This is a genomic window from Stutzerimonas xanthomarina DSM 18231 (assembly GCF_900129835.1).
Taxonomy (GTDB): domain Bacteria; phylum Pseudomonadota; class Gammaproteobacteria; order Pseudomonadales; family Pseudomonadaceae; genus Stutzerimonas; species Stutzerimonas xanthomarina.
This window is the reverse complement of sequence record NZ_FQXA01000006.1, coordinates 265,692-281,768: the sequence shown is the minus strand read 5'-3', so window position 1 is coordinate 281,768 and position 16,077 is coordinate 265,692. Positions and strand designations below refer to the sequence as shown.

Below are 16,077 nucleotides of genomic sequence, written 5' to 3'. Positions count from 1 at the left end.
TTCACTTGGCTTCGGTCTTGGTGCCGTCCTGGTGCCATTCGTAAACCACGAAATTGAAGTCTTTCAGGTCACCCTTCTCGTCGAACGAGAGGTTGCCGGTCGGCGTATCGAAAGTGTTGCTGCGCAGCGCTTCGGCCACCTTGTCGGTGTCGGTGCTGCCTGCTTTCTCGATTCCTTCGGCGATGACCTGGACCGCGGCGTAGGCTGGGAACACGAACGGGCCGCTCGGGTCCTGCTTCTTCGCCTTGAACGCGTCGACCAGCTTCTGGTTGCGCGGATCCTGGTCGAACGACTTCGGCAGGGTGACCAGCAGGCCTTCGGATGCCGGGCCGGCAATGGCGGAGATTTCCTTGTTGCCGACGCCTTCTGGGCCCATGAAGCGGACGTTCAGGCCTTTTTCCTTAGCCTGGCGCAGCAGCAGGCCCAGCTCCGGGTGATAACCGCCGTAGTAGACGAAGTCGACATTCTCCTGCTTGAGCTTGGAAATCATCGAGGAGAAGTCCTTGTCGCCAGCGTTGATGCCCTCGAACAGGCCAACCTTGATGCCTTTCTTCTCCAGAGTTTCCTTGACTGCGGTCGCGATTCCTTCGCCGTACTGCTGCTTGTCATGGATGACAGCCACATTCTTCGGCTTGACGGTATCGGCGATAAAGTTACCGGCGGTCGGGCCCTGCAGGCTATCCAGACCGATGGTACGGAAGATCAGCTCGTAGCCGCGGGAAGTGATGTCCGGGCTGGTCGACGCCGCGGTAATCATCAGAATGCCTTCGTCTTCGTAAATGTCGGACGCCGGCTGGGTGGAGCTGGAGCACAGGTGCCCTACGACGAAACTGACCTCGTCGTTAACGATCTTGTTGGCAACCGCCACGGCCTGCTTGGGGTCGCAAGCGTCGTCATATACGACACCTTCGAGCTGTTGGCCGTTGACGCCGCCTTCCTTGTTGATTTGCTCGATGGCCATTTGGGCACCGATGAATTGCATGTCCCCGTACTGCGCGACAGCCCCCGTTACCGGGCCAGCCAAGCCGATCTTGATGTTGTCGGCGGCCAGCGTGTAGCTCGCTGCACCCGTCAAAGCGATAGCCATGAATAGTTTCGAAAGACGCTGCTTGGTCTTCATATGCGCTCCACTTGCTTCATTATTGTTTGGATCCTGCGGGCTGCAGTGTCGTTAAGGGCTCAACGTCCCCAAACGGTACGGCAACTGTACCGGCACAGTGTAGAAGCGTCAGCACCTGTTTGCACAGTCAGGAATTCCTTCCGGTTGATGAGATTTATCCGAGCGCTATCATTGCGTTCTTTCCAGACTGGATGAACCTCATGAGCGACGATTCAAGCACTCTCTATGCCAAGCTACTGGGCGAAACAGCCTCGATTACCTGGCAGGAGCTGCAACCGTTCTTCGCGCGTGGTGCCCTGTTGCGGGTGGCAGCGGAGTTCGATCTGATCGAAGCGGCTCAAGCTGTTGCTCTGGATGACCGGGAAACAGTAGCTCGATGGCTATCAAACGGCCATATCGGCAAGCTGGGAGCGGACGAAGCGCAGGACTGGCTTGAAGGTGACCCTTCACTCTGGGCCGTTGTCGTTGCGCCCTGGGTGCTGGTGCAAGAAAGGGCAGCCAAGCCCAGCCTGCACTGAATTAAGCCAGCCGCTAGCCGCGGACCCAGCGCTGGCGAGCCCAGCCACTGAGTGCGTCCACCAGCAACACCATCAGCAGCATGGCCAGAATAATGGTCGAGGCTTGGGCTTGCTGGAACAGGCTCAAGCTCATGTAGAGCATCTGTCCCAGGCCGCCAGCGCCGACGAAGCCGAGCACGCTGGCCATGCGGATGTTGTTCTCCCAGCGGTACAGCGTATAGGCCATGATTTGCGGCCAGAGGGTCGGAAGGGTGCCGTAGCAGAACGCGCTGACCCGCCCGCAGCCTGCCATCCGTAGCGCCTCGCTTGGCGCGTTCGGTGTGTTTTCCAGCGCTTCGGCGAACAGGCGGCCAAGCACACCGGCTGTGTGCAAGGCCAGGGCAAGGGTGCCGGCATTAGGCCCCAGGCCTGCCGCCAGTACCATCAGTGCCGCCCAGACGAGTTCCGGAATCGCACGAAGGGCATTGAGCAGGAACCGTGATGCAACTTTGGCGACTCGCCCGAAGCGTCCCGCGGCTGGCAGCGCAAGCATGAGGCCGAGTGCTGCCGCGAGAAGCGTGCCGATGGCCGACATCGCCAGCGTTTCCATTGCACCATAAGCAATTGCCCGCAGATGGGGCGTCGACAGGTCAGGGCTGAAGAAAGCGATAGCGTATTCAGCCATCTGCGCTGCGCCTTCCCGGCTCAGCAGTGCGCTGGCTTCGAGCTGCAAATAGATGAACGAAGCGATGACCGCTACGAGTAACAACAGCGGCAGCGCATAGCGCGCAAGTGGCTTCATACAAAGCTCCGGCGCAGCAACTGGCTGAGCAGGTCGGCCAGCAGGACCAGCACGAGGAAGGTCAGCAGCATGCTTGCTACTTCACCACCGGCAAACATGCGGATCGACAGATCCATCTGCTGTCCGAGACCGCCCGCACCGACGAAGCCCATCACGACCGATGCGCGGATGGCGCATTCCCAGCGATAGACGGTGTAAGACAGCATCTCGCCCGTTGCCTGCGGCAGCACGCCGTAGGCAAAGGCTTGCAATCGTGAACCGCCGGCGCCGATCAGCGCGCGCGTCGGTAGCGGATCAACGGACTCGAAGATCTCGGCGTAAACCTTGCCCAGCATGCCGGCATAGGTGATGGCGATGGCTAGGACGCCAGCGGTTGGCCCAAGACCGACGGCCCGCACGAAGAGCAGCGCCCAGACGATCTCGGGTACGCTGCGCAGCACGATCAGCAGGCCTCTCACTGGCCAGCGAACGGCTTGTGCCCACCAGTGCGGGCGGCCTTCGCGGCTCAGCGCAGAAATCGACAGCGCGCGGGTTGCCAGCAGGGCGCAGGGGACGGCTAGCGCAAGCGCCATCGTCATTCCCGCTGTCGCGATGGCGAGGGTTTCCAGCGTTGCACGCCCCAACAGATACAGAAACGCCGTGTCATGCGCCGGAGGCCAGAAACCTAAAAGAAAGACGCCCATGGTATCGGCATTGCTGCCATCGATGAGCACGCCAAGGTCCAGCTCGCTCAACGACAATCCCGGCCAAAGCAAAGCCAATGCAATCAGCGTCAGCAGCAGGCGAGAGCGAGCAGCAGGGTCGCGCTGGGTGAGGGCGGGTTTCAGCATCGCGGGATATGCAGGCTCTGGCCCAACGTCTGCTGAAAGGGTGCGATGCCTTCCAGTTGCTCGTTGGCATAGAGTGCATCGAGCTCAGCCGACGTCACGGTATCTGATGGCTTATCGAACAGGATTCGCCCATCGCGCACAGCAATGACTCGCGGGAAATGTTCCAGCGCCAGCTCGACCGCATGCAGGCTGGCAACCAGCGTGGCGTGGCTAGCCACCGCTTCGCGGTTCAGCACATTCAACGAATAGGCCGCGAGGACAGGGTCCATAGCCGAAACAGGTTCATCGGCCAGCATTAGCGTCGGGTTCTGGTACAGCGCACGGGCGATGCCGACGCGCTGTAACTGGCCGCCGGACAACTGATCGCAGCGCTCGAAGAGTTTGTCGGCCAGGTCGAGTTTCTCCAGCACTTCTGCTGCGCCGTCCTTATCCGATGGATAGACCAGACTGAGCAGGCTGCGGCCCAGCGACCATTGGCCCAGACGCCCCGCCAGTACTGAGGTGATTACGCGCTGTCGAGGCGGCAGCGGCGGCGCCTGATGAATCAGACCGATGCGCCCGCGCAATTTCTGTCGAGCACCGCCAGACAGTGCCCAGGGTTGGCAGCCAAGCAATTCGATCTCACCGGTGCTCGGTTGCAGGTGCGTAGCCAACAGACGCAACAAGGTGGTCTTGCCTGCGCCGGAAGGTCCGATAAGCGCAACTCGCTCACCGTGCGCGAGCTGCAGGGTAACGTCACGCAGCGCGACGTGACCGTTGGCATGGCAGTAGCTTACGCCGGACAGGCTCAGGGCCGGTTCGGTCTGGTTTGTTAGCGAAGTGCGCGGGCTCGAAGACAGCATCGACACGCTCATTCAAGCGTGCTCGCCTGGTACTGCCCGAGCGGCCCGCAGAGTTGCAGCGGACCGGCTGGCAGAACTCACTTCAACAGGCCGGCAGCGCGTGCGGCTTCCTCGATGCCCTCATAGTTTTCTGGGCGGGTCTCGATGAAACGCGAGGCAGCCTGAAGATCGAGAATCTTCTTGTGTTCCGGATTCTCAGGGTCGAGTTCAAGGAAAGCAGTTTGGATTTTCTGAACCAGCGCCGGGTCGAGGTTGCCGCGTACGGTCCAGTTGTAGTCGTAGTAGGGCGGCGTGGTGGAGATAACCTGCACCTTGTCGGTATCGACCTTGCCAGCCGCGACGAGTTTGTCCCACACCGAGGCATTGAGTACGCCACCGTCTGCCTTGCCGGCTTCGACCCAGGCGACCGTCGCGTCATGCGCGCCGGAGTAGGCAATGCGCTTGAAGAACTGCTCGGGGTCGATTCCATCCTTGATCATGAAGTAGCGCGGCATCAGGCTGCCGGAGGTCGAGGATACGGAGCCAAACGCAAAGGTCTTGTCCTTCAGGTCCTGCAGCGTCTTGACCTCGGGATCGGCAGTGATGAATTTGCTGGTGAATTTCTCGTCCTGCTCACGCTGAACCAGCGGAATGGCGTCGCCCGTCTTCAAGCGCGTCTGAACGAAGGTGAAGCCGCCCAGCCAGGCGAGATCGAGGCGGTCGGAAGCAAGGGCTTCAACGACGGCGGCGTAATCGGAAACCGGGGTGAACTTCACCGGCATGCCCAGTTCTTTTTCGAGGTATTGGCCCAGCGGCTCGAACTTGCGGATCAGTTCGGTCGGGGCTTCGTCGGGAATGGCCGATACGCGGAGCACGTCGGCGGCATGGGCGGTGGCAATAGACAACGAAAGGGCAAGGCCGGTGACGGCTGCCAGAGTGCGCTTCAGCATTGTGGTTCTCCGGTTCAATAGCGGAAAAAGCGCGCGGATTATAGAGGTAGAAGGCCGCGGCAACGCAAGTAGCTGGCCGAGATGGCTTTGCAGTCTGGTGAAATAAGGACAGGCGCCAGACTGCAGCGTTTGGCGCTGTCTGTCCTCTCGGCACTCACCTGTATTGCGATGGGCCCGTTCGCGTGGGCGTCGGTGTGCATGACAGGGATCAACTGATGCTCAGATTCGAGCAGGAAGCAATAAGCGTAGTGGCATTGTGCTATTTAACTGACGTCAAGATTCGACTAGACTGCGGCGCCTTCAAGGACGGGGACAGCATGAGTGAGCTGAGAGAAGAAAAGCGGACGCTTCATGCGTTGCGCAAGCATATCGACGCGCTCCTGGCGAGCGGTGCGGTTATTACCCAGCGGGATCCGCTAACCCTGCTCGATGGCGGTCAGGTACTGCGGGTCAAGCACGGCATGCTCATCGCTTATTACAAATCCCTTGCTCTGATCGAGCCGACTACCGACGGTGAATGGCCGGAGTCATTGCGGGAAATGGCTGCTGACCTCTGTTGCCGTCAGCTCGACGACGCGATAGAAGCCGAACTTGAAAATAATCCGCAGCGCAGCGCTTCGCTCAAGCAAGGCCAGGCGCACTGATGGCTGAAGGTCCGCAAGCGGCCAGCGACCGCTGGATCGAAAGATGACCGCCCTATTCTCCGAGCGTCGTGAAAACCACAGATTGCGCCGGCACATCGATTGCCTGCTCAACGCCGGAGCGAGCCTTGCCGGGCGTAGTCCGATCACCATCGAGTTTCACGAATGCATGATCACGGTGCGCAACGGAACGCTTTTCAATGAAAACGGCCTTCGGAGTTTGGTCTCCGTCATCGCCATGCATGTCTGGCCCTGCCAAGCATCACAACAGGTGGCTGTCGAGATTTGCCTGGGGCAGCTTGATATTTGCCAGGATGATTCAGGTACCTCCTGCAAGCCGAAGAGCAGTTCGTCTGTGCATCGCCTTTGCAAGCGCTGAGCCAGCCAGTCCCAGTCCACAGCGCACGCTGTTACGTCAGGTTCGAAGCTGCAGTTTTGTGATGTGCGTCTCCTTTTAGTAGAATCCGCGGCCCTCATGGATGAGGGCATGTTGATATGAAGTCGACCCAGGACAAGCGCGTTCTTCATGCACTTCGCGAACACATTGATGAATTGCTCAATGCGGGTGCGGTCATCAGCTCGCGAGAGCCGCTCACGATTGTTACAGCTGGCGAAACCCTGAAAGTGAAGCACGGCATGCTTGTTGGCTTCTCCCAGATCCTCGACATGATCGAGCCGGTTGCGGACCATGAGTGGCCAGAGGCTTTGCGCCAAATGGCAGTCGATCTCTGCATCAAGCAGCTTGATCAGACGATCGAGGCGCTGAGCCGCGACAATGCGACGGCTGAGACGCACCTTGTCGCCGACAACAGCTTGATCAGCGGCTGAATCTCCCCGCCGCGCTCTCGAAATCAAAGCACCCATACGCAGCTTGCCGACCGCGGCTTTTGCTCTAGCCTGCTGATAGAGAACTTGGAAAACAGCCGGCACGACAACATTGCGCCATTGACAGCATCAAATGCATGGATGCCTGCAAGCGACCTGGCTGAAGGGGAATCCATGCACAACTCGACCATGCGCCAAGGCTTTATCCCGCCGTACATACTTGACCGTATCATCAATAACGGCTCGGCGTGGCAGCGCGAGCGGGCGATGGAAACGCTGGCGCAGGTGCGTGCTCTGCTGCCAAATCCAGGGCCACCCAACCGCCAACCCGCCGTCAGTGTGTTGCCTGAGCGAGGTCGGCCGGGCGAGCCGCGCCGCAGCATTCACGACGCCGCGCAGCAGATGCTGTTGCCTGGGGTACTGGCCAGAATCGAGGGTCAGCCACTGGTTGGCGATGCGGCGGTCGACGAAGCCTACGATGCGCTCGGCAAGACCCTCGCATGTTTCTGGCAAGTGTTCGGGCGCGACTCGATCGACAATCATGGCTTTCCGCTGATCGGCACGGTGCATTACGGCGTTGGCTATGAGAATGCGTTCTGGAACGGTGCGCAGATGGTCTTTGGTGATGGTGATGGCGAGATATTCAATCGCTTCACGCTGTCGCTGGACGTCGTGGCGCACGAGTTGGCCCATGGCATCATCGAGAGCGAAGCCGGGCTGCTGTACCTCAACCAGTCCGGCGCTCTGAACGAATCCATATCCGACGTATTCGGCGTGCTGGTCCGACAGTTCAGCCTCAACCAGACGGCGCAACAGGCTGACTGGCTGATCGGTGCAGAGTTACTGACGGATAGGGTGAATGGCACGGCGCTGCGTTCGATGGCCAATCCCGGCAGCGCCTATGACGATCCACTGCTGGGCAAGGACCCGCAGCCGGCGCATATGCGCGACTTCATTGACACCCGTGACGACAACGGCGGCGTGCACCTGAACTCCGGCATCCCCAATCGCGCCTTCTATCTCGCCGCTCAGGCCATCGGCGGCTATGCCTGGGACAAGGCTGGACACATTTGGTACGACACCCTCTGTGATCGGCGTTTGGCCAATGATGCGGATTTCGCCGTCTTCGCCGGGTTGACCGTCGATAACGCGGCGACCCGCTTCGGGTCCGGTAGTGGCGAGGTGCAGGCGGTGAGGCAGGCATGGACAGATGTCGGTGTCCCTGTGCCGTAAACAAGCCAACGAGGAGACGTGATGAAAAAGTTACCAGCGCTGGGCGAGGAAGCCACCGTTCGCCTTTCCAGGCAGGGCGGGTTTGCCGCGCTGCAGGCTCTCTCCCGTCCGCGTGAGATCGATTTCGCCAGCTGCGATGAGCAGCAACGTGGCCAGGTTTGTTCCATCCTGGAAGGCTGCCTGCCATTGGCGAGTGCCACCGCAGGGCAGGGCGACCGTCGCTATTACCAGATCGAGCTCCGCTACCGGGAAAACGAGCGCGACAGTGAGATGGTGCTACAAGTCCCCGAAGAGCTGGCACCGGGTGAGTTGGTGCGGCTCTGGGATAAGGGCAACGTCATCTGACCGGGTTTGGCTGCCAGCACCATTGCGGCGCTAGAATTCCATCCCCGGTTTTCAAGGAGCCACCCGCATGTCCGAATTGCCCTCTATCGCCTTTGCCGGCATCGGCCTGATGGGCCTGCCGATGTGCCGTCGGCTGCTCGCTGCCGGCTATCGATTGACGGTCTGGAACCGTTCCCCCCAAAAATGTGCGCCGCTGATCGAGGCCGGAGCGAGACAGGCCGGTAATCCAGCCGACCTGTGTCGCGACGCAGACAACGTGTTGCTCTGTCTGGCCGATACCTCGGTGGTACGAGAGGTGGTGTTTGGCGCTGGCGGCATCGTTGAAGGCGCGAAGGCCGGGCAACTGTTGGTCGACCATTCCAGTCTGGAGCCAGCCGCTACACGCGCCATGGCCGCCGAACTTGAATCCCGCAGCGGCATGCGCTGGGTCGACGCACCGGTGTCCGGCGGTACGGCGGGCGCCGAGACGGGCAGTCTGGCGATCATGGCCGGTGGAAGCAGCGAGGATATCGAGCGGGTTCGACCCGTGTTGGCGCACCTTGGCCAGCGATTGACTCACATGGGCGACGTCGGCGCCGGCCAGGTAACCAAGGCCTGTAACCAGATGATCGTTGCCTGTAATGCGCTGGTCATCGCCGAGGTGGTGGCGTTGGCCGAACGCTCCGGTGTCGATGCAAGCCTGATCGCGCCGGCCTTGGCCGGTGGTTTCGCCGACTCCAAACCACTGCAGATCCTTGCGCCGCAGATGGCTAACAGCGAGTTCGAACCGGTGAAATGGCGCGTTCGCACCCTGCTCAAGGACCTCGACACGGCGGTGCAGCTCTCGCGCGAAGCAGGCGGAGCCACACCTATGACCGGTCTGGCCGCACAGCTGATGCGCCTGCATGGCAGTGGTGGCGAACTTGAAAATGATCCGTCCACGCTGGTCAGGATGTTCAGGGAGCAAAAGCAATGAAGATCGCGGCCAATCTGTCCATATTGTTCAACGAGCTGCCCTTGGCCGAGCGGGTCATGGCCGCGCGGATTGCCGGCTTCGACGGTGTGGAAATTCAGTTCCCCTATGAGCTTCCGGCGATTCGCTTGAATGAACTGCTTGAGCGTGCGGGGCTGCCGCTGGTGCTGATCAATCTGCCGGCCGGTGACTTCATGCAGGGCGGTGCCGGACTGGCGTCGGTGCCGTCACGTCAGGCTGAGTTCGACGCTGCTCTCCAGGAGGGCCTGACCTACGCGGCCATGGCGCGGCCGATGTGCGTGAACGTTCTGCCCGGCCGGCTGGCCGAAGGCGTGACGCGAGAGCAGGCGCTGGAAATCTTGGCTGTCAACCTGCGCAAAAGCGCAGAGGCCTTTGCATTGCTGGGTGTGCAAGTGGTGTGCGAGGCGATCAATCCGCTGGACATGCCGGGTTTTCTGATCAACACCCCGGCGCATCTGCAAACGCTGCTGGAGCGCGTCGATCATCCCAACTGCCAGGCACAACTAGATCTCTACCACATGGCCCGACAGGGGTTGGATATTGCCGCAGGGATAGAGCTGCTTGGCGCCCGGATCGGCCATGTGCAGTTTGCCGACTGTCCCGGCCGCGGGGCGCCCGGCACGGGTTCGGTGGCTTTCGGGCCTTTGCTCGAAGCCTTGCTGGCGGTGGGCTACACCGGCTGGCTGGCGGCCGAATACCGCCCTGACAGCTCGAACACCGCTACCGGCGTTGGTTGGCTGGAGGCCTGGAAAAAGAGCTGAACCGTCGCATCGAGCGGCATCAGCGAAAGTGATGGTGACAGACAGACGCCTGCGAGAACCCTAGAGTCAGTTTCGAGACCGGTCGGCACACGGCCGGTGCATAACAATAAATCGAGAGCGACGTCATGCAGCCATCCACCCAAGCCGCGAACGCCTGGCGCGTCCTGTTCCTGCTGTTTCTGGCCAACCTGTTCAACTTCTTCGATCGCACCATCCCGGCGATCATCGCCGAGCCGATCCGCCTGGAGTGGGATCTCAACGATTTCCAGTTGGGCCTGATCGGCACCGCTTTCACCATCATCTATGCAATCGCCGGCGTACCGCTGGGGCGCATGGCGGACATCGGCTCGCGGCGCAAGATCATGGGCTGGGGCTTGACCGTCTGGAGCGGGCTGACCGCTGTAAACGGTCTGGCCTGGAATTTCTGGACCTTTCTGCTTGTGCGCATGGGCATCGGCATCGGTGAGGCCAGCTATGCGCCCGCGGCCAATTCGCTGATCGGCGATCTGTTCCCGGCGCACAAGCGGGCTCGGGCGATGGGCATCTTCATGCTGGGCCTGCCGCTGGGGCTGTTGCTGGCCTTTTTTACCATCGGCTCGATGGTGGAGTATTTCGGCAGTTGGCGCGCGCCGTTCTTCATTGCGGCGGTGCCCGGGCTGGTGCTGGCGCTGTTCATCTTCTTCGTCAAGGAGCCGCAACGTGGCGCGGCGGAAACGGTGAAGGTGTCGCAGACGCCTGTGGAACAGCCGATTCGCAAAGTGTTCGCGATCCGCACCTTCTGGTGGCTGGTGCTGGCGGGGCTGGCGTTCAACTTTGCCACCTACGCCTGCAACGCCTTTATGGTGCCGCTGCTGATGCGCTATCACGCGGTGCCGCTGGTGGAGGCGTCGATCGCCACCGGGGTGATCGTCGGCTTGACCGGTTTGATTGGTTTGACCCTGGGCGGTTGGGTCGCGGACAAGATTCATCAGCGCTTCGCCCGTGGCCGGCTGATCTTTGCCGCCGTGAGCATGCTCATCGCCACCGCGCTGACCGGGTATGCGTTGCTGGCCGGACGGATCGAGGTTGGTGTGTTCGTTGCGGTCTTCAGCATCGGCTGGCTGTTCTCCTACAACTTCTACACCTGCGTCTACACCGCCATTCAGGACGTGGTCGAACCACGTCTGCGGGCCACGGCCATGGCGCTGTTCTTCGCCGGGCTCTACCTGCTCGGTGGTGGCATGGGCACGGTGGTGGTCGGGCTGCTGTCGGACCACTTTGCCGAGTCGGCAATGCTTGCCGCAGGGGCCAACGAGATGAGCGAAGTGTTCCGCGCCGAAGGCCTACACGGTGCGATGTACCTGATCCCCGGTTCGCTGCTATTGACCATGATGTTCCTGTTCCAGGCATCGCGGACCTTCTGCCATGACGCCAAGCGCATGACGGACGGCATGACCGACTCCGCCGCTGCTGGCGAACCGGCACTCGCCTAAGGGCGCACCACTGCGATGGCACTCGGCTGTCGCAGTGGTTGGCTTGGTTAAGACCGCCGACGATTGGCCTGCATTTGCTGGCCGGCTCGCATAAACTGCGCGGCCGTTTTTGGCAGTCCGGACCGCACATGCACAACCCGTCTCCCGCCCGCGCCTGCGGCATCGACTTCGGTACCTCCAATTCCACCGTCGGCTGGTGGCGACCCGACGCCGAGCCTCTGCTGGTATTGGAAGGCGATCAGCAGACATTGCCCTCGGTGGTGTTCTTTAACACCGAAGAGCGTCGTCCGGTCTATGGCCGACTGGCCCTGTCCGAATACCTCGAAGGTTACGAAGGGCGCCTGATGCGCTCGCTCAAGAGCCTGCTGGGCTCAAAGTTGCTGAAGAGCGAAACCACCGTGCTGGGCAGCGCCATGCCGTTCAAGGATATCCTCGGGCTGTTTCTCGGGACTCTCAAACAGCGCGCTGAAGAGCAGGCCAGGCGCTCGTTCGATGAGGTGGTGCTGGGCCGTCCGGTTTTTTTTGTCGACGACGATCCGCAGGCAGACAAGGAAGCCGCCGATACCCTCGCAGCAGCTGCCCGGAAGATCGGCTTCAAGGACGTCTCCTTTCAGTACGAACCCATCGCCGCAGCGTTCGACTACGAGTCACGCATCGAGCGGGAAGAGCGCGTGCTGATCGTCGACATCGGCGGCGGCACCTCGGACTTCTCGCTGGTGCGGCTGGCACCGGAGCGGCGCCAGATCGACGACCGTCAGGACGACATCCTCGCCACCTCGGGCGTGCACATCGGCGGTACCGATTTCGATAAGCAGCTCAGTCTGCAGGGCGTGATGCCGCTGTTCGGCTACGGCAGCCGGATGAAAAGCGATGCACCGATGCCCACCAGCACCCATCTCAACCTGGCCACCTGGCACACGATCAACGCGGTTTACGCCCCGGCTTCGCTGCGTGCATTGCAGAGCATGCGCTACGACATCGTCGACCCGACCGGAATCGACCGGCTGTTCAGCCTGATCGAACAACGCGCCGGGCATTGGTTGGCGATGCAGATCGAGCAAGGCAAGATCGAGCTGACCGATCATGAACGCTTCCTGATCGACTTCGCCCGAATCGAACCCGGGCTCGAGGCCACCCTCACGCGTCCTGTATTCGAAACGGCGATCGAGCCCCTGCTCGAACGAATCCGCGCCAATGTCAGTCAACTGCTGGTGAGTGCCGGGCTCAAGCACGAGGACATCGACACGGTGTTCTTCACAGGCGGTTCCAGTGCGATCCCGGCGCTGCGCCAGGGCGTCGCCACCTTGCTGCCGCGGGCACGGCACGTTGAAGGTAATCGGTTCGGCAGCATTGGCAGCGGCCTGGCCATCGAGGCGCGCAAGCGCTACGGTTGAATCGCCCGTTATGCCTGCTGTGCGAGCACGGCAGCGGGCCTGAACGGGAGCTGTCATGGGTTACAAGCTGCGTCCGCGAGACCCTGCCGCCGAGGTGCGAAAAGTCGCTCGGCAGGGCATCGACAAAGCCATCAACGCACTGAGCGTTGCACCCGAGGAGCGCGCCGAGGGCGTGCATCAGGCGCGCAAACGCTTCAAGGAATTGCGCGCGCTGCTGCGCCTGGTACGCAAGCCGCTGGGTGACGAGTTTCAGCGCGAAAATCATCGCTTGCGAGATCTGGGGCGCGCGTTGGCCGAATCGCGTGATGCGACGGCGATGCTGGAAAGCTGGGATGCGCTGGCGAAGCGTTTCCCGGCGCTGTTCGCCGAGGTGGACTTCAGGCAGGCCCGGCGTCGTTTGCAGGCGCGGGCGAAGCAGGCCGAAAACGGCGACACGACCGACCTGGATACGCGTATCGGCGAGGTAATTGCCGAGCTGAACCATGCGCGCAGCTGTGTCGAAAGCTGGCCACTCCAAGCCAAGGGCTTCGACTTGCTGGCGGATGGTATCAAGCGTACCTACGCAGACGGCTGCGCTGAGTTGGCCAAAGCCAGACATGATCTCAGCGATGAACAACTTCACCAGTGGCGCAAGCGGGTCAAGGATCACTGGTACCAGACGCGCTTACTGGCGCCCAGCTGGCCGAAATTGATGCAGCTACGCAGCAACTCGCTCAAGGGCCTGGCGGATCTGCTAGGCGATGACCATGATCTGGCGGTGCTGACGGAGCTGATGCAGGCTCAGCCAGCGTTGTTTGGCGACACCGCCCTGCGTGAGCGACTCGGCATAGCCGTTGCGGAACGCCGCAGCGAGTTACAGAGCGCCGCGCTCAAGCAAGGAACGGACATCTATTCGGAGGCGCCGAAGGCGCTGGTGGTGCGCTGGCGGCGCTATTGGGCGAGCGCTAGCGACAGCTAGGCGCTGGCCCTGCATAACGAGCCAGGCATCAGGCCGCCTGGCTGTTGATCTCGTGAATCTTCAACATTTTTTCCAGCTCGGTGCGGATGAAATCATCGTTGCAACCGGGCAGGTATTCGCGCAGCTTGCGGATCACCCATTGTTGGCCGCGGTCGACGAAGGTCATGCGCTCATCCAGCGATTCGATGGCCATCGCCTTGCCATAAAACGCGCCGGTCTCGCGGTTGGGTGCGATGTTCAGGTGGTTCAGGCAGTTGAGCACCAGTCGGCAGCTGTCGACCTCGCCCTGGCGGATCTGCTCGAGGAGCTTTTGCTGGGCTGGATCGTTGCACTGCTGCAGGCTTTCACCGGCGACCTTGGCCCCGGCACGCTCGGCGCTCAACAGATCCTGGAGCAGTTGTGCTTCCCCTTCGGTGGTGTTCAGCGGGTTCTGTTCGCTCATGTCAGCTCTCCTGTTCAGCAAGCCGGTGCACGGCTACTGCCGTGCGCACAGCCGACAGATATCTAAAGGTCAGAGTTTTTTCGCGGAGACGATTTTCACCGGCTTCAGCGGTACGTTCTGCATCATGCTGCGGTTGCCGGTCGGCACCTGGGCGATCTGGTCGACTACGTCCATGCCGCGCACCACCTTGGCAAATACGGCATAGCCGAAGTCGCGGCTGCCATGGTCAAGGAAGTCATTGTCGCGGTGGTTGATGAAGAACTGGCTGGTGGCCGAATCGACGTTCTGTGTGCGCGCCATAGCCAGCGTGCCACGTACGTTGTGCAGTCCGTTGTCGGCCTCGTTCTTGATGGGCGCGCGGGTCTTCTTCTGGTTCAGACCTTCGCCGAAGCCACCACCCTGGATCATGAAACCCGGGATCACGCGGTGGAAGACGGTGTCGTCGTAGAAGCCGCTTTCGACATATTCGAGGAAATTCTTCACGCTGACCGGGGCCTTTTCGGCCTCCAGTTCGATTTCGATTTCGCCCATGCTGGTGTTCAGCAATACGTGAGGATTGTCCGCAGCGAGCAGATTGCCGGCGAGCAGCAGTGAGCAGGCGGCGAGTGCGAGTCGTTTCATGGTCTATTCCTGGTATGGGTAAGCCTGGGTCAGCCCGTTCATGCAGGCCGGTTGCACAAGTGCTTCAGCCGTCGTGCGTGATGTTGCCCATCGGCTGAACAGGCGATTGCGCTTGCGCATCGTACGTCCTGATCAAGTCGATGAGAATCTGTGTGGCAGGCCCGAGCGGTTTGTTGGGGTTAGTGTAGAGGTAGAAAAGCGGCCGGCGAATACTGCCTTGGACCAGAGGCAGCGGCCTCAGGGCACCTTCGGCCAGTTCACGATGGATCATATGGCGCGGTAGCCAGGCAAAGCCCAGCCCGCTGCTGACAAAGCCGACCGAAGTGGCCAGGCTGCCAACCGTCCAGCGCTGTTCCGCACCTAGCCAGCCGCTGTCGCGGGGCTGACGGTGGCCGGAATCGCGTACCACCACCTGCATCTGGCTTTGCAGGTCCTGGACGCTGAGTTTGCGTTGCAGTTGATGCAACGAGTGATCTGGGTGAGCGACGGCAATGAATTCGGCGGTGCTGAGTTCCTGGCCGAGATAGCCGGTGATATCCAGACCGCTGATAGCCAGATCCGCCGTGCCGTCCTTGAGCACCTCTTCAACACCGGACAGCACTTCTTCACGTAACCGCACCCGGCAACCGCGGCTTTGGGGCATGAACGCGGTCAGTGCACGGATCAATTTGGCGTTGGGGTAGGCAGCATCGACCACCAGCCGCACCTCGGCTTCCCAGCCTTGCTCCATGTTGTGCGCCAACTCTTCCAGCTGACCGGCCTGGTTGACCAATTGCCGGGAGCGGCGCAAGAGCGCTTCGCCGGCATCGGTGAGTACCGCCTTGCGACCATCGATGCGTAACAGCGGCACACCCAGCTGTTCCTGCATGCGCCCCACCGTATAGCTCACCGAGGATTGTGAACGATGCAGGATTTCCGCGGCCTGGGCGAAGCCGCCGTGGTCGATCACAGCTTGCAGGGTTCGCCATTGATCGAGGGTCACACGTGGCACTTTCATTCCAATGTTTTCCTGTTGCGTCGGTCTGGTACGCTGGCGATCGCCTATTGAAGGAGCCTACAAAAAAATGAAAAGACTCTGCTTCGCTGCGCTCGTTATCTTCCCACTGAGCGCAGCTGCCGTCAGCTACCCCGTGGAGCTCGAACAAGAACTCAACGGTTCCGAGGTGCTGGCGAGCACCGAGACTATCGACCGCGACATGGCCGGCCTGGTGCTGCAGAACTTTGGTGAGCGCCCCGTGGAGTGTACGGCCTCGTTTCGCAACGGGCCGGAAATGCCGCGTACTCGACGTGTCACGCTGGCGTCGGGGGAGAGCAAACCGATGACTGCAAAGTTCAAACGCGATGTCATCCGCCTCCGCATCAAGCTGACCTGCGAGCCTCAATGAAGTCCGC

At 61.2% G+C, this 16,077-nt stretch carries 19 protein-coding genes; 11 read left to right on the top strand and 8 right to left on the bottom strand.

Going from position 1 to position 16,077, the window contains the following annotated elements:
* Position 1: 1 nt before the first annotated feature.
* Positions 2–1,120 (bottom strand): branched-chain amino acid ABC transporter substrate-binding protein, encoded by a 1,119-nt coding sequence (locus BUE09_RS16600; RefSeq protein WP_073302522.1) that lies wholly within the window; start codon positions 1,118–1,120, stop codon positions 2–4.
* Between the two features lie 200 nt (positions 1,121–1,320).
* Between BUE09_RS16600 and BUE09_RS16595 the strand changes: the two genes are divergently transcribed.
* Entirely contained in the window at positions 1,321–1,638 is a 318-nt protein-coding gene (locus BUE09_RS16595) for a DUF2288 domain-containing protein (protein WP_073302520.1), read from the top strand.
* A 13-nt stretch (positions 1,639–1,651) separates the two neighbouring features.
* Here the strand turns inward: BUE09_RS16595 and phnE are convergent, their stop codons facing one another.
* The 4 genes from phnE to BUE09_RS16575 form a co-directional block, all read right to left on the bottom strand.
* Positions 1,652–2,419, bottom strand: coding sequence for a phosphonate ABC transporter, permease protein PhnE (phnE, locus tag BUE09_RS16590; RefSeq protein WP_073302518.1), 768 nt, complete (start codon positions 2,417–2,419; stop codon positions 1,652–1,654).
* On the bottom strand, positions 2,416–3,249 hold the full coding sequence (locus BUE09_RS16585) for a PhnE/PtxC family ABC transporter permease (RefSeq protein WP_073302516.1): 834 nt from the start codon (positions 3,247–3,249) through the stop codon (positions 2,416–2,418). Before BUE09_RS16585 ends, phnE begins: the two co-directional genes overlap by 4 nt.
* Positions 3,243–4,091, bottom strand: a complete 849-nt coding sequence (locus tag BUE09_RS16580; protein ID WP_073302514.1) for a phosphonate ABC transporter ATP-binding protein — start codon at positions 4,089–4,091, stop codon at positions 3,243–3,245. The genes BUE09_RS16585 and BUE09_RS16580 overlap by 7 nt, the downstream gene beginning before the upstream one ends.
* A 77-nt stretch (positions 4,092–4,168) precedes the next feature.
* The gene (locus tag BUE09_RS16575) at positions 4,169–5,020 is read right to left on the bottom strand and encodes a putative selenate ABC transporter substrate-binding protein (RefSeq protein ID WP_073302512.1); all 852 of its coding nucleotides are present in this window, start codon (positions 5,018–5,020) and stop codon (positions 4,169–4,171) included.
* Positions 5,021–5,337: 317 nt separating this feature from the next.
* Here BUE09_RS16575 and BUE09_RS16570 point away from each other — a divergent pair, with 317 nt between their 5' ends.
* The 9 genes from BUE09_RS16570 to BUE09_RS16525 all read left to right on the top strand — a co-directional run bounded on the left by BUE09_RS16570 (position 5,338) and on the right by BUE09_RS16525 (position 13,622).
* Complete coding sequence (locus BUE09_RS16570; protein ID WP_073302510.1) at positions 5,338–5,664, top strand: hypothetical protein; 327 nt, start codon at positions 5,338–5,340, stop codon at positions 5,662–5,664.
* 492 nt (positions 5,665–6,156) lie between these two features.
* A complete protein-coding gene (locus BUE09_RS16560; protein WP_073302506.1) occupies positions 6,157–6,489 on the top strand; it encodes a hypothetical protein in 333 nt (110 codons plus the stop codon).
* Between the two features lie 171 nt (positions 6,490–6,660).
* Complete coding sequence (locus tag BUE09_RS16555; protein ID WP_073302504.1) at positions 6,661–7,719, top strand: M4 family metallopeptidase; 1,059 nt, start codon at positions 6,661–6,663, stop codon at positions 7,717–7,719.
* Positions 7,720–7,740: 21 nt separating this feature from the next.
* Positions 7,741–8,064, top strand: a complete 324-nt coding sequence (locus tag BUE09_RS16550; protein WP_073302502.1) for a protealysin inhibitor emfourin — start codon at positions 7,741–7,743, stop codon at positions 8,062–8,064.
* Between the two features lie 67 nt (positions 8,065–8,131).
* A complete protein-coding gene (locus tag BUE09_RS16545) occupies positions 8,132–9,019 on the top strand; it encodes an NAD(P)-dependent oxidoreductase (RefSeq protein ID WP_073302500.1) in 888 nt (295 codons plus the stop codon).
* On the top strand, positions 9,016–9,798 hold the full coding sequence (locus BUE09_RS16540; protein WP_073302498.1) for a hydroxypyruvate isomerase family protein: 783 nt from the start codon (positions 9,016–9,018) through the stop codon (positions 9,796–9,798). The genes BUE09_RS16545 and BUE09_RS16540 overlap by 4 nt, the downstream gene beginning before the upstream one ends.
* A gap of 125 nt (positions 9,799–9,923) precedes the next feature.
* Complete coding sequence (locus BUE09_RS16535) at positions 9,924–11,270, top strand: spinster family MFS transporter (protein ID WP_073302496.1); 1,347 nt, start codon at positions 9,924–9,926, stop codon at positions 11,268–11,270.
* Between the two features lie 128 nt (positions 11,271–11,398).
* Positions 11,399–12,664 carry an Hsp70 family protein gene (locus BUE09_RS16530; RefSeq protein WP_073302666.1) on the top strand — a complete coding sequence of 422 codons (1,266 nt, stop codon included), beginning with the start codon at positions 11,399–11,401 and terminating at the stop codon, positions 12,662–12,664.
* Positions 12,665–12,719: 55 nt separating this feature from the next.
* Entirely contained in the window at positions 12,720–13,622 is a 903-nt protein-coding gene (locus tag BUE09_RS16525) for a CHAD domain-containing protein (protein WP_073302494.1), read from the top strand.
* Between the two features lie 28 nt (positions 13,623–13,650).
* On the opposite strand, the gene BUE09_RS16520 is transcribed toward BUE09_RS16525, so the two are convergent.
* The 3 genes from BUE09_RS16520 to BUE09_RS16510 all read right to left on the bottom strand — a co-directional run bounded on the left by BUE09_RS16520 (position 13,651) and on the right by BUE09_RS16510 (position 15,682).
* On the bottom strand, positions 13,651–14,064 hold the full coding sequence (locus BUE09_RS16520; RefSeq protein WP_073302492.1) for a DUF6306 domain-containing protein: 414 nt from the start codon (positions 14,062–14,064) through the stop codon (positions 13,651–13,653).
* 69 nt (positions 14,065–14,133) lie between these two features.
* Complete coding sequence (locus tag BUE09_RS16515) at positions 14,134–14,685, bottom strand: peptidylprolyl isomerase (RefSeq protein WP_073302490.1); 552 nt, start codon at positions 14,683–14,685, stop codon at positions 14,134–14,136.
* Between the two features lie 64 nt (positions 14,686–14,749).
* Positions 14,750–15,682, bottom strand: coding sequence for a LysR family transcriptional regulator (locus tag BUE09_RS16510; protein ID WP_073302488.1), 933 nt, complete (start codon positions 15,680–15,682; stop codon positions 14,750–14,752).
* 67 nt (positions 15,683–15,749) lie between these two features.
* On the opposite strand from BUE09_RS16510, the gene BUE09_RS16505 reads away from it, so the two are divergent.
* Positions 15,750–16,070, top strand: coding sequence for a 3-phosphoglycerate kinase (locus tag BUE09_RS16505; RefSeq protein WP_073302486.1), 321 nt, complete (start codon positions 15,750–15,752; stop codon positions 16,068–16,070).
* The last annotated feature ends 7 nt before the right edge of the window (positions 16,071–16,077 follow it).

Bases quoted from the DNA above. Each gene is read 5' to 3' on its own strand.
- BUE09_RS16600 (WP_073302522.1), bottom strand. From the start codon at position 1,120: ATGAAGACCAAGCAGCGTCTTTCGAAACTATTCATGGCTATCGCTTTG.
- BUE09_RS16595 (WP_073302520.1), top strand. From the start codon at position 1,321: ATGAGCGACGATTCAAGCACTCTCTATGCCAAGCTACTGGGCGAAACA.
- phnE (WP_073302518.1), bottom strand. From the start codon at position 2,419: ATGAAGCCACTTGCGCGCTATGCGCTGCCGCTGTTGTTACTCGTAGCG.
- BUE09_RS16585 (WP_073302516.1), bottom strand. From the start codon at position 3,249: ATGCTGAAACCCGCCCTCACCCAGCGCGACCCTGCTGCTCGCTCTCGC.
- BUE09_RS16580 (WP_073302514.1), bottom strand. From the start codon at position 4,091: ATGCTGTCTTCGAGCCCGCGCACTTCGCTAACAAACCAGACCGAACCG.
- BUE09_RS16575 (WP_073302512.1), bottom strand. From the start codon at position 5,020: ATGCTGAAGCGCACTCTGGCAGCCGTCACCGGCCTTGCCCTTTCGTTG.
- BUE09_RS16570 (WP_073302510.1), top strand. From the start codon at position 5,338: ATGAGTGAGCTGAGAGAAGAAAAGCGGACGCTTCATGCGTTGCGCAAG.
- BUE09_RS16560 (WP_073302506.1), top strand. From the start codon at position 6,157: ATGAAGTCGACCCAGGACAAGCGCGTTCTTCATGCACTTCGCGAACAC.
- BUE09_RS16555 (WP_073302504.1), top strand. From the start codon at position 6,661: ATGCACAACTCGACCATGCGCCAAGGCTTTATCCCGCCGTACATACTT.
- BUE09_RS16550 (WP_073302502.1), top strand. From the start codon at position 7,741: ATGAAAAAGTTACCAGCGCTGGGCGAGGAAGCCACCGTTCGCCTTTCC.
- BUE09_RS16545 (WP_073302500.1), top strand. From the start codon at position 8,132: ATGTCCGAATTGCCCTCTATCGCCTTTGCCGGCATCGGCCTGATGGGC.
- BUE09_RS16540 (WP_073302498.1), top strand. From the start codon at position 9,016: ATGAAGATCGCGGCCAATCTGTCCATATTGTTCAACGAGCTGCCCTTG.
- BUE09_RS16535 (WP_073302496.1), top strand. From the start codon at position 9,924: ATGCAGCCATCCACCCAAGCCGCGAACGCCTGGCGCGTCCTGTTCCTG.
- BUE09_RS16530 (WP_073302666.1), top strand. From the start codon at position 11,399: ATGCACAACCCGTCTCCCGCCCGCGCCTGCGGCATCGACTTCGGTACC.
- BUE09_RS16525 (WP_073302494.1), top strand. From the start codon at position 12,720: ATGGGTTACAAGCTGCGTCCGCGAGACCCTGCCGCCGAGGTGCGAAAA.
- BUE09_RS16520 (WP_073302492.1), bottom strand. From the start codon at position 14,064: ATGAGCGAACAGAACCCGCTGAACACCACCGAAGGGGAAGCACAACTG.
- BUE09_RS16515 (WP_073302490.1), bottom strand. From the start codon at position 14,685: ATGAAACGACTCGCACTCGCCGCCTGCTCACTGCTGCTCGCCGGCAAT.
- BUE09_RS16510 (WP_073302488.1), bottom strand. From the start codon at position 15,682: ATGAAAGTGCCACGTGTGACCCTCGATCAATGGCGAACCCTGCAAGCT.
- BUE09_RS16505 (WP_073302486.1), top strand. From the start codon at position 15,750: ATGAAAAGACTCTGCTTCGCTGCGCTCGTTATCTTCCCACTGAGCGCA.